The sequence below is a fragment of the Psychrobacter sp. AOP7-B1-25 genome, from assembly GCF_052376195.1.
In the GTDB taxonomy this organism is placed as follows: domain Bacteria; phylum Pseudomonadota; class Gammaproteobacteria; order Pseudomonadales; family Moraxellaceae; genus Psychrobacter.
Map to the genome: position 1 here is coordinate 418,688 of NZ_JBQSVK010000001.1, position 13,423 is coordinate 432,110.

13 protein-coding genes are annotated in these 13,423 nt (G+C 42.7%); 6 read left to right on the forward strand and 7 right to left on the reverse strand.

The window, feature by feature from the left end; translation table 11 throughout:
* The first annotated feature begins 8 nt into the window (after positions 1-8).
* The 5 genes from gspM (at position 9) to purF (ending at position 4,718) form a co-directional block, all read left to right on the forward strand.
* The gene (gene gspM, locus ACT3QR_RS01645; protein ID WP_444519650.1) at positions 9-578 is read left to right on the forward strand and encodes a type II secretion system protein GspM; all 570 of its coding nucleotides are present in this window, start codon (positions 9-11) and stop codon (positions 576-578) included.
* Between the two features lie 176 nt (positions 579-754).
* Positions 755-1,168 carry a DUF4870 family protein gene (locus ACT3QR_RS01650; RefSeq protein WP_444519651.1) on the forward strand — a complete coding sequence of 138 codons (414 nt, stop codon included), beginning with the start codon at positions 755-757 and terminating at the stop codon, positions 1,166-1,168.
* Positions 1,169-1,383: 215 nt separating this feature from the next.
* Positions 1,384-2,418, forward strand: a complete 1,035-nt coding sequence (locus ACT3QR_RS01655; protein WP_444519652.1) for a quinone-dependent dihydroorotate dehydrogenase — start codon at positions 1,384-1,386, stop codon at positions 2,416-2,418.
* A gap of 30 nt (positions 2,419-2,448) precedes the next feature.
* Entirely contained in the window at positions 2,449-2,940 is a 492-nt protein-coding gene (locus ACT3QR_RS01660) for a CvpA family protein (protein WP_444519653.1), read from the forward strand.
* 242 nt (positions 2,941-3,182) lie between these two features.
* Complete coding sequence (gene purF / locus ACT3QR_RS01665; protein ID WP_444519654.1) at positions 3,183-4,718, forward strand: amidophosphoribosyltransferase; 1,536 nt, start codon at positions 3,183-3,185, stop codon at positions 4,716-4,718.
* Between the two features lie 118 nt (positions 4,719-4,836).
* On the opposite strand, the gene ACT3QR_RS01670 is transcribed toward purF, so the two are convergent.
* From ACT3QR_RS01670 to ACT3QR_RS01700, 7 genes are all read right to left on the reverse strand, one after another.
* Positions 4,837-5,196: an AzlD domain-containing protein gene (locus ACT3QR_RS01670; protein ID WP_444519655.1), complete on the reverse strand. Its 360-nt coding sequence runs from the start codon at positions 5,194-5,196 to the stop codon at positions 4,837-4,839.
* Positions 5,186-5,917 carry an AzlC family ABC transporter permease gene (locus ACT3QR_RS01675; protein ID WP_444519656.1) on the reverse strand — a complete coding sequence of 244 codons (732 nt, stop codon included), beginning with the start codon at positions 5,915-5,917 and terminating at the stop codon, positions 5,186-5,188. The genes ACT3QR_RS01670 and ACT3QR_RS01675 overlap by 11 nt, the downstream gene beginning before the upstream one ends.
* A 148-nt stretch (positions 5,918-6,065) precedes the next feature.
* On the reverse strand, positions 6,066-7,463 hold the full coding sequence (locus ACT3QR_RS01680) for an MATE family efflux transporter (RefSeq protein ID WP_444519657.1): 1,398 nt from the start codon (positions 7,461-7,463) through the stop codon (positions 6,066-6,068).
* A gap of 231 nt (positions 7,464-7,694) precedes the next feature.
* Positions 7,695-8,957: a protein translocase subunit SecF gene (secF, locus tag ACT3QR_RS01685; protein ID WP_444519658.1), complete on the reverse strand. Its 1,263-nt coding sequence runs from the start codon at positions 8,955-8,957 to the stop codon at positions 7,695-7,697.
* Between the two features lie 9 nt (positions 8,958-8,966).
* Positions 8,967-10,844 (reverse strand): protein translocase subunit SecD, encoded by a 1,878-nt coding sequence (gene secD / locus ACT3QR_RS01690; RefSeq protein WP_444519659.1) that lies wholly within the window; start codon positions 10,842-10,844, stop codon positions 8,967-8,969.
* 369 nt (positions 10,845-11,213) lie between these two features.
* Positions 11,214-11,543: a preprotein translocase subunit YajC gene (yajC, locus tag ACT3QR_RS01695; protein WP_057759529.1), complete on the reverse strand. Its 330-nt coding sequence runs from the start codon at positions 11,541-11,543 to the stop codon at positions 11,214-11,216.
* Positions 11,544-12,181: 638 nt separating this feature from the next.
* The gene (locus ACT3QR_RS01700) at positions 12,182-12,379 is read right to left on the reverse strand and encodes a hypothetical protein (protein ID WP_444519660.1); all 198 of its coding nucleotides are present in this window, start codon (positions 12,377-12,379) and stop codon (positions 12,182-12,184) included.
* Here ACT3QR_RS01700 and ACT3QR_RS01705 point away from each other — a divergent pair.
* Entirely contained in the window at positions 12,378-13,388 is a 1,011-nt protein-coding gene (locus ACT3QR_RS01705) for a CNNM domain-containing protein (RefSeq protein WP_444519661.1), read from the forward strand. The two genes, ACT3QR_RS01700 and ACT3QR_RS01705, sit on opposite strands and share 2 nt — an antisense overlap.
* The last annotated feature ends 35 nt before the right edge of the window (positions 13,389-13,423 follow it).

The following is a 13,423-nucleotide window of genomic DNA, read 5'->3' on the forward strand; positions in this document are numbered from 1 at the left end:
GTCAAAACATGAAACGATTACAACGCCGTACCAAACGTAATACAGCTGTCTCTGCAACTAGTACTAAGTCTCATGTATTCTCAGAGCGTATGAACAGTTATCAAGATGTATTGACGACACGCTGGCAAGCATTGCCTCCACGTGATCAGCTCGCGCTAGCTATATTGTCTGTATTTTTACTGTTGTTTATCGGTGGTTATGGTGGCTATAGTGTTCATCAAGCAGCGACCGATAGTAAAAACGACTATCAAGAGCAAGTGGCGGATTATTTTTGGCTGCGTGCTCAAGCAGGCAACATTGATAGTAGTGCATTAAATACTAGTAACAACGCTACTGGAGAGGCTGATATGCCGCCTGCTAGTCGTATTAACGCGCTGCTCAATAACTCAGGTATAGCAGATGCCCAGGTAGTTGCGACTGGCGATGCAGTGCAATTAAGCTTTACGCATCCTAGTCAAGCGATTGTCAGTACTGCACTAGGGAAACTTGAACAGCAAGGCTGGCAATTCACACAGCTGTCTATGCAACAAGATACGACTAACAAATCTATTCAGGTGCAAGCAACGGTCACTTCCTAAAATGCCTCAGATTGTGATAGAAATTTCAAATACTTATATCACTGTGTGCTTATTACTCGACAGCAAAATAATGCTTGATCGTTGGTATCATTGAAAAGCGATTTATCTGGCTCCATTAAACAGTTAATCATATATCTATTGAACAAAAATATTACCAGTAAGGAAAACCTCACATAATGCGTGACAGTATGAGCAATGATAAGCGCCGTTCTTTAATCACTTATAACCACATTACCTATTTTTTATATGTGATCAGCTATTTTACTGCTGGGCTATTATGGGTTGTGCCGATTGTCATGAACTATGCCAAGCGCCATGATGCTAGTGGGTCGTGGTTGGCCACGCATTTTGATTGGCAAATTAAGACTTTTTGGTACAGTGTTGTTTGGTTTGTTATTGGCATTATACTGATTACCTTTGCACTAGGCGGCTTTGGCGTTAGCGTATTAGCAGATAGTAGTAATATCGCTATTGGATCAATATTATTAGCTGGGCTTGGTTTGCTCATTATGACCTTTACTTTTATTTGGCATTTGTATCGCATCATACGTGGATGGATTGCATTGACTGACGGACGTCCAGTGCCATAAGTGCTTATCAGGATTTCTTAGGTTAATGCTTTAGTCTAAACGCTGGTCGTTTATCGTTATTCAGAAGAGACTCACCAGCATTGTTTACCGCTTAAATGTAGAAATTTAGCGACTGAAACTTTGCTCTTATTTCTGTTAAGCTGATATAATCGCTGCGCTCGATTTCATTCGCATTTTTTATTCACTATTGCTTCCAAGCAGGGTCTGCCATCACTATGTCTTATGCCTTACTTCGTCCTTTTTTATTTAATATGGATCCCGAACACGCCCATGAGATGACGCTATCTTTATTGGATAAAGCGCATAAAGCACGTGTTTTAGGCTTAGCGTATGGTCAGTCAATGCAACCGACAGACTGTATGGGACTGCAGTTTTCTAATCCAGTCGGTCTGGCAGCAGGTCTAGACAAAAATGGCGATTATATTGACGCGCTGGCTGAGCTGGGATTCGGTTTTATAGAAGTAGGTACAGTCACGCCAAGACCGCAAGTAGGCAATGACAAGCCAAGACTGTTTAGAATCAAGCAAGCAGATGCGATTATTAATCGTATGGGTTTTAACAATGAAGGCGTCGATTATCTGATTGAGAATGTCAAACGTTGTAAGTACAAAGGCAATATCGGTATCAATATTGGCAAAAATGCCGACACGCCGGTAGAGCAAGCCGCTGATGACTATGTATATTGTTTAGAACGTGTGTATCCGCATGCCTCGTACATCACGGTCAACATCTCATCGCCAAATACCAAAAACCTACGTGACCTACAAAGTGGTGAAGCACTGACTCAACTGATGGATACGATTAAAAACCGCCACAGCCAGTTAGCTACCGAATATGGTTTTTATGTCCCATTAGTGCTTAAAGTGGCTCCAGACTTAGAACCATTACAAGTTGATTATATCTCGCAGCAATTAATAGATTTTGAAATTGATGGTCTGATTGCGACCAATACGACATTGAGCCGCGTAGGTGTCGAAGATTTGCGTGATGGTGATCAAATGGGTGGCCTGTCAGGTCGTCCAGTGAGTCATATTAGTACCCAGGTTTTGCAACAGTTCTCTGATCAGTTAGATGGTAAAGTCGCTTTGATAGGTGTGGGCGGTATCGATAGTGGTACCAAAGCCGTTAAAAAAGTCGAAGCAGGTGCAGATATGGTACAGCTCTATACGGGGCTTATCTATCGTGGTCCTGGGCTGGTACAGTCTTGCATTCAGGCAATCGGTGGCTATTACGATGCCATGGAAAGCTAATCCAATGAATAAGATAATAAGGCGTAAAGCATGAGTGGTTTAGACATTGTGATTGCTATTGTTGTCTTAATTGGTTTGTGGCGCGGCTTTCAACTGGGATTGATTAAAACAGCAATAGGCTTGGTAGGTTGGTTTATTGCCCTGATCGCTGCTACTAGCCTCGCAGGAGTAGTGTCGCCTCAATTAGCTGACATCGTACAAAGCCCTGTGCTGCAAATGGCGATGGCCTTTTTATTGGTAGTGATTGTGATACTGGCAATCATGCATCTGATGGCTTTCGTGATATCAGGCATACTTAAAACCTTACGCTTGGGCATCTTGGATAAAATGGCAGGCGGCGTACTGGGCGCTGCCAAAAACGTACTGATGGTCTTAGTTGTACTGAGCGTCAGTGCGCCATTGCTGGTACAGATGCCGCAATGGCAGACCTCAGTGTTGGCGCCTGAGCTGATGCCATATGCACCGATGGGCAAGGCTTTAGTAACAGAAGTGTTGGGCATGGCGTGGGATCAGGTCAATTAGTCGTAATTTTATGGTTGCTTGTTATGCTATCTAAGTGTTTATTGTTTTACTTCTTTTTATACTTCTAAATATTTGCACGTGTCACTGATAATCACAAACAGATTATCGAAAAATCTCGTTAAGTTTCTTACAACATCATCAGGTTAGCGGCAGGCGGCAGTGAGTAGTTTTAGCAACATACTGTCGTGAAGTTTGCCGTTATTGTCGTACTAATGTATGAGTTAAAATAGGATATAGCTATTATGTGTGGAGTCATTGGAGTTGCAGCTCACGAACCAGTCAATCAGATTCTTTATGACGGTTTGACGATGCTACAGCATCGCGGGCAAGATGCAGCAGGTATTGTTACTTTGCAAGATGGGCGACTCTATCTACGTAAAGAAAATGGCATGGTACGTGACGTATTTATGAATCGTCATATGATGAAACTGGTTGGTAAGTTCGGTATCGGTCATGTGCGTTATCCAACAGCTGGTACGTCTAGCAGTGCTGAAGCTCAGCCATTTTATGTCAACTCACCTTATGGTATAACCCTTGCACATAATGGTAACTTGACCAATGCTGAGAGTCTGGCCAAATCTTTGTATATCGAAGATCGTCGCCACCTTAATACTGATTCAGATTCTGAAGTGCTTTTGAACGTACTAGCTCATGAGATGCAGAATCTAGGCAAAACACATCCAACCGCTGATGATATCTTTGAAGCAGTAAAAGCTGTCTATAGACGCTGTGAAGGTGCTTATGGCGTAGTCGCACTAATTACTGGTCATGGCTTGCTGGCATTCCGCGATCCAAACGGTATTCGCCCACTTATCTTCGGTAAGCGTATGGCACCGAATGGCGGTACTGAATATATGGTTGCCTCTGAATCAGTTGCATTGACAGGTTCTGGCTTTACTATCGTTCGTGATGTAAAACCAGGCGAAGCAATTTTTATCGACTTGAACCATAAACTGCATACGCATCAGTGCGTAGAGCCAAAAGAATACACGCCTTGTATCTTTGAGTATGTTTACTTTGCTCGTCCAGACTCGATCATAGACAACATCTCAGTTTATAAAGCACGCCTACGTATGGGTGAAAAGCTGGCAGACAAAATTCTTGCTGAGTGGGGCGAGAATCATGATATCGACGTGGTCATTCCAATTCCAGATACGTCGCGTACTTCAGCGATGGAGCTGGCGCTAAAAATGAACGTCAAATACCGTGAAGGGTTTATGAAAAACCGCTACATCGGTCGTACGTTTATTATGCCAGGTCAACAGCAGCGCAAAAAATCAGTTCGCCAGAAACTCAGCGCTGTGCCGTTAGAATTCAAAGGTAAAAACGTACTATTGGTTGATGATTCTATCGTTCGTGGTACAACTTGTCATGAAATCATTCAAATGGCGCGAGATGCCGGTGCTAATAAAGTATTTTTTGCCAGTGCTGCGCCACCAGTGAAATTTCCAAATGTATACGGCATTGATATGCCAGTACGTAGCGAGCTTATCGCTTCAGGTAATAGTGTTGAGGAAGTACGTGATATCATCGGTGCAGATCGTCTGATTTTCCAAGATTTGGATGATTTGATCGATGCAGTAAAAGATACCAAACATAGCCGAGTGGAAGGTTTTGATTGTGCGGTATTTAACGGCTGCTATATCACTGGCCAAATCAATGAAGCGTATCTTGATCACCTGCAAGAGCAGCGTAACGACACCGCCAAAACTGGTAAGAAAGGCGTACAAATAGTGGCTGATACCCCAGTTGATATGATGGGCGTAGAAGAGCTTTAAGTCGTATTAAAGACATTATTCTGAAATAAGAAAAAGCTAGATTCTGCATGGAATCTAGCTTTTTTATGTTTGAAATATAGCTAAAAGTGCTGATATTTATATAAGTGGGCGAAGTTTTCTAGCCCAAAAAATTGTTAAATAACCAAAATAGACCGTTGATTGCTGCGATACCGACAACCATACTCACCAAAAGCTGACGGCTAATATGGTAGATGAATAACACCAAAACAAGTGCGCCAATTTGTGCCATTAATAGGTGCAACTCGGTGTCATTCAAAGTGACAGTCGTCGATACGTCCTGATAGGAAAGGCTCGTCAAAATAAGCAGTACCATCACGGACAACGGTAAGCTCTCATTTAACCGATGTAGCCAAGGTGTGTCTAGTAGCTTTCTAGGTATCAGTGCAGGTAAGGCACGAGTGATAAAGGTCACTGCTGCCATGGCAAGCGTAGCAAAAATAAGATAACTACTGTTCATGAGATTCTCCCGTCTTTTGACGTTCTATCCAAAACCCACGTACTAAAATCATGAACATACAGATAGTGATGGCTACTAGTAGCAACCAGTCGCTGGTAAATAGCGAAGCAATGATTAAACCAAGCACGGCAATACCAATCGGGAAGTAGCGTTTGATACTTTGAAACTGTTCATAAGCGAGAATCGCAAACAGACAAACCAACGCAAAATCTAAATTTGGCACCAAGTCACTGAGCGTACTGCCAATCATCACACCAACCGTACTCGCGAGTACCCACCAGCTTTGGTTAAATAGGCTGATAGGAAGTATAAGCGCTCGTCGCGACTCATTAGGCAAGCTTGTCATGATCGAAAAAGTCTCGTCAGTTAATGCAAACAGGCAATAGGTCTTGGCCAGTTTGTTTTTTGGTAGATACTGCAATAACGGCATACCGTAGAATACATGGCGCAGATTAATCGCGGCAATGTTGGTGGCCATGTTACCAATCGGTAGACCAGCGCTTAGCATCGGCAGACAAGCATACTGAGCAGCACCAGCATAGAGGACAATGCTAAGCATAATCGTTGCCCATACAGGGACACCAGCTACTTGTGCGAGTACACCAAAGGCAATGCCGGCAGGTAAATAGCCCATAGCAACTGGTAAGCTTTTTTTAAAGCCTTCAGCCCAGTGGTAGCGGTTTTCACGCTGATGACTTAATTCATTTGAATGAGTATTCACATGACATCCTAAATTTTTCTTATGGTATTGTTATCAATCTATAGATTTAAAAATTATTGATTCAAACTGTATTGCTGCAAAAGTAAAAAATGACCTTAGTAAAAGTGATTTATCGAAAATCGATAGAATAGACGTAGTATAAAATCAACTAAGCTTCAGGTTGTAGTTTTTCATAACTGCCAGTCTGATTGGCTCGGTACAAAAATCCACCTAATATGATTAGTCTCAATAGTAATAAACACCACACACTTAGCCAAATACCAGTCATATCCCACTGCCGATAGAGCAACCAGCTCAATGGGAAGAAAACAGCTGCTAGTATCAGCGCCGCATTACGAATCACGCTACCAGCCGTTAAGCCAAAAAATATACCATCTAACCAATATGCACCAACGCCAACAAGGGGTAGTAATACGGCGTACAAATGGTAGTCATAGGCGAGGGCAAACACTGGCTCAATATTGGTCATGAATCCTAAATATGTGGGCATTGCAAGCCACCAAATGGCGCTCAAAACGATAGCGAGACCATAGCTGACCACGCCTGTACGCTTCACAATAATACGAAAACGCGGCCAATCACGTCGTCCTGCAACTTGTCCGCTCAATGTCTCAGCGGACACAGCAACACCATCCAGAGCAAAGGCAGAAATACTTAGTACTTGCAATAAAATAGCATTGGCTGCCATTATAACGTCACCACTTTGGGCTGACAGTCGTGTAATCCAAGCAAAGCTTAGCGTTAAAATAAGAGTACGTACAAAGATATCTTTGTTTAATGAGAATAGCCTAAGCATTTTCTCCTTTGTAAAGTACTGTCGATCCGTTTTAAATAATACAGTCCACGATATTTTTAGATGTTGGCGGCTCAACCATAATGCCATCAGTATTCCAAACCAAAATGCAATAGTTGTTCCCAATGCGACACCAGCCAATCCCATCTGCATAACAAATACGAAAAACAGAGTCAGTACGATATTAAGCACAGCAATAAAACCCTGCTGGTAGAGCATATAACGGGTCTTACCTTGTCCTGCAAACCAACCAATAAATGCAAAGTTCATCAGCTCTGCGATCACGCCCCAAAAGCGCACATCTAAATAGATTTTTGCAGCGCGTCCACTTTCAAGGTTGGCTGACAGTGCTTGTAAGCCAAAATCAATTAGCCATGGCTTTGCTATTAGCAATATTGCTCCAATAGCAAACGCCAATAACAAAGCGCGTTGCAAGATAGATAGCAAAGGCGTGGGTACTGATACATTGCTAGTATTATTCGCTAGTTGTCCCAGTGCTTGTGCGGCGAGCCCAGATGACGCGTACTGCAAAAAGTTAAAGCTAACAAGTAATAGCGACAACAGTTGTATAGCTAGACCCATGCCGGCAAGTTTAGCAGTGTCATTCATATTACCTACAATTGCCGTATCAATGACACTTTGCAATGGCATGGCCAAATTGGCTAGTAGCACAGGCAATGCAATCGCCACAATGCGTTTATAACTTGTGTCAATAGGTGGTATTGCGTGAGAAGTTGTAGAGTTAGCTGACATGGGTGGCTCATTTATACGTGGGCGATAAAGAGGTACGTTCGTTAAATGATAATAAACTTGTAAAACAGTACATTTAACATAAGAGACAAAACAGCTATAAAGATAAAAGCACCTAGACTCATTATTCATGAGTCAGGTGCTCTTATTCAAACAGTGTAGCTGTGCATTTAGTAGTTATATAAAGATTAATAACACGCTCTTTCAACGTATCGAACTATCTACTATATCTTACTAAATGTTGTCTTGCTCAGACATTTTTGGATCATTAAAAGTAACAATCTCTTCTTCAAACTCTGGTTTTACTTTTACGATAAAGTCATCGCGCGACAGTCCCATACGTAGCGGAATCGAGCTGGCGATATAAGTTGATGAATAAGTACCCGCAAGTAAACCAATAAATAGAGCCACTGAGAACCAGTATAGTCCTTCGCCGCCCAAGAATAGCATGGCCAATACAACCAATAAAACAGTCGAAATGGTCATAATCGTACGGCGTAGCGTCTCGGTCAATGACAAATCAATCGTTTGCTCAGGCGTAATACCACGGACACGGCGGAAATTTTCACGGATACGGTCATATACAACGATCGTATCGTTCAATGAATAACCAATCAATGCCAATACCGCAGCCAATACTGTTAAATCAAATGGGAAGCCGAATAATGCAAAAACACCGATGGTTACGACGGCATCATGGAATAGTGATAGCACGGCACCAAGAGACAGTTTGAACTGGAAGCGTAGAGCAACATAACCAAGCATACAAGCCAATGCCAATGCCAATGCCATGACTGAGTTTAGATAAACTTCATTACCAACTTGGCTACCAATGATATTGACGTTACTGATGTCAGCTGTATTGTCTGGTAATGCTAAAGCCTGTGTCAGGTTCGCGCTTAAGCCATCAACATTATCAGACTGAGGGGGTAGACGTACCAATAGCTCTTCACGCGTACCTAGGTACTGTACAACCGCATCATCGAAGCCATTGTCTGCCAGTGCTTGCACAACAGCAACTTGCTCAACAGGCTGCTCGTAACGCACATCAGCTGATACACCACCAGTAAAATCAAGACCTAGGTTCAGACCATTTACGGCGATAGCAATGATACTACCAATAACCATAAACAAAGACAGTAGTGCCATTGGCTTTTCTATCTTCATAAATGGAATGATATGTTGGCTACCAACAGCTTTAATGCCACCTTCAGCGACGGCCGCTGCATCATCTTCAGCATCGCCAGTTACTAGATTAGAATCGACAGCTGTAGAGAGCGCTTGATTGTCTTTAGCATGTTGACCTTTACCGCCGCGACGACTAGGGCTTTTTCCTGACTTTGCGCTAGTAGGGTTGTTGCTTTTGGTATTGCTACCTTTGCCATCACGACGCGGTTTATTACGGCGACGCGTACTTGCATTGCTCGTCTCACCGTTTGAGCCATTTCGATCAGGATTATTTTGCTGTTCTAAAGGGTTGTTATTATCGATCGCCATAGTGTTCTCCTAACCGATGCTCAGACTTTTGATGGATTTACGCTTACCATAAGCAATTTGTACCAGTGCACGTGTCACCAAAATTGCGGTGAATAGTGAGCTGACAATACCAATAGCTAGCGTAATCGCGAAGCCTTTAATCGGACCAGTACCAATCGCAAATAGGATAAACGCGACCAATAAGGTAGTAATGTTGGCATCAAAAATACTGCTAAATGCGCGATCGAAACCTGCCACGATGGCTGACTTCGGCCGTACACCATTTGCAATCTCCTCTCGTATTCGCTCAAAGATCAGTACGTTGGCATCAACCGCCATACCGATGGTCAAAACGATACCTGCGATACCAGGTAGGGTAAGTGATGAACCCAAAATTGACATGATTGAAATGATAATAATAACGTTGACGGCTAGCGCTACGTTGGCAATGACACCAAATAGGCGATAGAAGATAATCATAAATGCAAATACTAATAGATAACCAACCTGCGTAGAGAACAATCCTTTATCGATGTTTTCTTGACCGAGTGATGGACCAATAGTACGTTCTTCTACGAAATACATTGGTGCAGCAAGAGCGCCTGAACGTAGCAAGAGCGCAAGCTCAGCTGCTTCAGCACTACTATCTAAACCAGTAATACGGAATGATGACCCCAATACTGCTTGAATGTTGGCACGGTTAATGACTTTGGTTTCAGCATAAGGTGTACGTACTTCAGTCGTCTCACCAGTTGCTGGATCTTCTTCGTAAGTAATTCTTTGCTTGTTCTCAATGAACAACACAGCCATCTGTTGACCAACAGCTGTACGAGTGGCGTTCTGCATGAGCTTGCCGCCAGCACTATCCAAGGTAATACTTACTTCTGGTAGACCGCTTTCATCTAAGCCAGTTTGCGCATTGGTTACTTTGTCCCCTGTGACGATCGCCTGACGATCTAATAATACAGGCGGGCCATCAAGTGTTTCAAATGGGAATGCCTCTGTACCCGCTGGAGGTATGCCGCCTGTATAGGTATCGGCATCTTCTGCCACCATACGGAATTCAAGGTTTGCAGTACGACCAAGTACACGTTTTGCTTCAGCAGTATCTTGCACACCAGGTAGCTCAACGACGATACGGCTAGCACCTTGCGACTGTACCAAAGCTTCAGTCACACCCAGCTCAGCAATACGGTTACGTAAAGTTGTCAAGTTCTGGTTGACCGCGTAGCTATTGATTTCGTCAAGTGTCGCGTCGTTATACGATAAGACCAATGCAGGACCTTGATCATCAATAGAAGACTGCAAGTTAAACGTATTGCTCATTGAGCCTTGTAATACATTCTGTGCACGGTTACGAGTATCAGTATCGGCAAAATGCAATACCACGCCGCGATCTTCGGTTTTGATGCCTTTGATTGCTACTCGCTCAGCACGTAGCTCACGTCGCATATCGCGACTAGCACTGGTCAAACGCTGTTCAAGCGCCTTGTCCATATCGACTTCGAGTACAAAACGTACACCACCACGTAAATCAAGACCAAGCTTCATCGGTCTTGCACCGATATCACGTAGCCACTGCGGGGTAGTCTGTGCTAGGTTGAGGGCAACGACATAATCTTCGCCCAAGTTTTGACGTAGCACTTCCTGCGCCTTTAACTGATCGACTGGGTTGTTGAGACGTACCAGCGCGCTGTTGCCCTCAAACGTACCATCGTGGTTATCTAGACCTGCCTCTTCAAGTAAGCTTTGAGACTCGGTTAAGATGCCTTCAGATAGCTGAGTCCCTGCTGCTGCGCTCGTAATCTGCACAGCAGGTTCGTCAGGGTAAAGGTTGGGGGCAGCATATAAACCGGCAACGAGCAGCACGACGGCAATTAGTAAGTATTTCCAAGCGGGATATTGCATAATCACTTCTTTAAGTTGATAAACGACTGGCGACATAGGCCACAAGTTAGCAGATGGGAAGTTAGCGATAGCAACGGTCGAGTGCTATGTTCAGCAGCCTTCATCATGCACCATTGCGATCATCCGCGATGATAGTAACGCATAAAAAGTAAAGCAAATAATATAGATGTCTCTTTATCTGGTCACTACAGTCTATATGAGATAAAGATAAAACACCTAAACAGTAAGCCTAATTTATATAGTAATTATACCTTACTGTGTTAATAGCGAAAAATGACCGTAAATCATATACAGTCATTTTTTAGTCATTACATTCAGTAATGCGACAACTATTGAATGGTCACTAGTAAAAACCAGTGAATATTCTAATTAGACGCTTTCGATCGTGCCAGCAGGCAACACTGAAATAACAGAAGCACGTTGTACTTTCACGTCAGTATTGTTGTTTAGGCTCACAACGGCATAGTCGCCTTCGATCGCTTTAATACGGCCCATTAAGCCACCAGCAAAAATTATTTCACTGCCAACAGTTAATGCGTTAACCATGGCACGATGTTCCTTAGTACGCTTAGACTGCGGGCGAATAACCAAGAAGTAAAAAATCGCAAAAAATGCAACGGGTAGTAAAATCTGACCGAATAGACCTGCAGCACCTGCAGTCTCTGGCGCAGCATGGGCAGCTTGAATAAATAAGCTCATAATATCTCTCAGTAAGTCATGGACAATAATAAAATTAGACGCATAGTAACAAAAAATCCCAGTCTTGGTAACTGTTAATCATAGGCTGAGCATGTTTTTCTTAGCGTAAGACATACTATTAGCCAACAGATAGGACAACATTTTTTTTACTATATTCAAATCCTAACGCAAAAGTTCAGATCAGGTAACCATAAAGAATAAGCTAGTAAAGGTGTAATCGTACAACCATTAATAGTAGGGCAATAAAAGTCATCAAAAAACAAAAACTTAAAAATGACGACTTATTGTGAAATGGTATCATCAATGCTACTATCAAATGGCAACGATTACCTGCATTTAATATGCTATATATTGAAGCGTAATACGGCTTTTTGAAGCATAGTATGACCTTGAAATAGTTATTAAATCAGCTTTAATCAATGATTTGTACGGTAGACAGTTGCCTTCTATTACTTTAATAATAGTACTCTGCAAATCGATATGAATTGCTTATTATATTATCTTCCTTTTTCTCTTTTTAGGTTACCCAACTTGTTCACCACTTTTATGCTTGTACCTCGTTTATGTCGTCCGCGCGCTCATCGTAAAGACGCATCTGCAGAGCCTCCCCCGAGAATGACTACTAGTTCTCGATTTAGTTATACTTCTTTTTCGGTACTTTCTGTATTAGCAATTTTCATGCTACCGCAGTCAGTGTGGGCAGCTGGTGCTGTATCAACAACCACTGCTGCGGCAGCCCCAACTGCGCTAAGCATTTCTCTATTAATCTTTTTTGTCTTACTCGCTATTGGTGTCTCTTTTGTTTGTTCATTAGCAGAATCTGTTTTGCTGAGCATGACCCCATCATTTATTGCGGATGTGCAAGAAAGTAATCCCAAAAAAGCAGAAATGCTTAAAAGCCTTAAAGTAGACAATATTGATCAGTCACTAGCTGCTATTTTAACGTTGAATACGGTTGCCCATACACTCGGCTCTATTGGTGCTGGTGCGCAGGCTACGATCGTATTTGGTAGCGCTTGGTTTGGTCTGTTTTCTGCTCTGATGACGCTTGCTATATTGTTCATGTCTGAGATTATTCCAAAAACACTGGGTACATTGTACTGGCGTCAGTTAAGCGGCTTGGTTGCTTACTTTGTTCGTGGCATTATCATGATTCTGTACCCATTAATTTGGTTCTCAGAGCGTCTGACGAAGCTGTTGGTACGCGGTAAAGAACCGCAGACGTTTAGCCGTCGCGAATTTGCGGCGCTTGCTAGTATCGGTGAAGAGTCAGGACAGATTGACCCGTTAGAGTCGCGTATCATTCGCAACTTGCTTGCATTTGGTGCTATTAAAGTCGAAGATATCATGACACCGCGTTCAGTAATGCTCGCATTTGAAGAAAATAAAACGGTCGCCGAGCTATTGGTTGATCGTCCAAAACTGACGTTTTCTCGCTTACCAATCTATGATGGTGACTTGGATAACATTACAGGTTTTGTCCTAAAAACGGACATGTTACTGGCGAAAGTCAACCATGCTATGCATAAGCCGTTGACGCAATTTCAGCGAGACATCACTTTTGTCTTCTCTAAAATGAAGCTATTTGATTTGTTAGAGCTGATGCTAAAAAATCGCATTCATATTGCGATTACAGTTGGTGAGTATGGTGAAGTCAAAGGGCTTGTAACTTTAGAAGATGTGTTTGAGACACTACTGGGTCTTGAAATTGTTGATGAAATAGATCGCGTTGAGGATATGCAAGCATTAGCTCGCCAGATGATGGATAGACGGGTAGAGCGCTTAGGCATGAAACTCAGCGATGATGAGCGGTATGAAGACAGCAACAACGATGTTAAGCCCTAACGAAACTGGGGTTAAACGATGATATTGGTAGTTTA

Bases quoted from the DNA above. Each gene is read 5' to 3' on its own strand.
- gspM (WP_444519650.1), top strand. From the start codon at position 9: ATGAAACGATTACAACGCCGTACCAAACGTAATACAGCTGTCTCTGCA.
- ACT3QR_RS01650 (WP_444519651.1), top strand. From the start codon at position 755: ATGCGTGACAGTATGAGCAATGATAAGCGCCGTTCTTTAATCACTTAT.
- ACT3QR_RS01655 (WP_444519652.1), top strand. From the start codon at position 1,384: ATGTCTTATGCCTTACTTCGTCCTTTTTTATTTAATATGGATCCCGAA.
- ACT3QR_RS01660 (WP_444519653.1), top strand. From the start codon at position 2,449: ATGAGTGGTTTAGACATTGTGATTGCTATTGTTGTCTTAATTGGTTTG.
- purF (WP_444519654.1), top strand. From the start codon at position 3,183: ATGTGTGGAGTCATTGGAGTTGCAGCTCACGAACCAGTCAATCAGATT.
- ACT3QR_RS01670 (WP_444519655.1), bottom strand. From the start codon at position 5,196: ATGAACAGTAGTTATCTTATTTTTGCTACGCTTGCCATGGCAGCAGTG.
- ACT3QR_RS01680 (WP_444519657.1), bottom strand. From the start codon at position 7,463: ATGTCAGCTAACTCTACAACTTCTCACGCAATACCACCTATTGACACA.
- secF (WP_444519658.1), bottom strand. From the start codon at position 8,957: ATGGCGATCGATAATAACAACCCTTTAGAACAGCAAAATAATCCTGAT.
- secD (WP_444519659.1), bottom strand. From the start codon at position 10,844: ATGCAATATCCCGCTTGGAAATACTTACTAATTGCCGTCGTGCTGCTC.
- yajC (WP_057759529.1), bottom strand. From the start codon at position 11,543: ATGAGCTTATTTATTCAAGCTGCCCATGCTGCGCCAGAGACTGCAGGT.
- ACT3QR_RS01705 (WP_444519661.1), top strand. From the start codon at position 12,378: ATGACCCCATCATTTATTGCGGATGTGCAAGAAAGTAATCCCAAAAAA.
- ACT3QR_RS01700 (WP_444519660.1), bottom strand. From the start codon at position 12,379: ATGCTCAGCAAAACAGATTCTGCTAATGAACAAACAAAAGAGACACCA.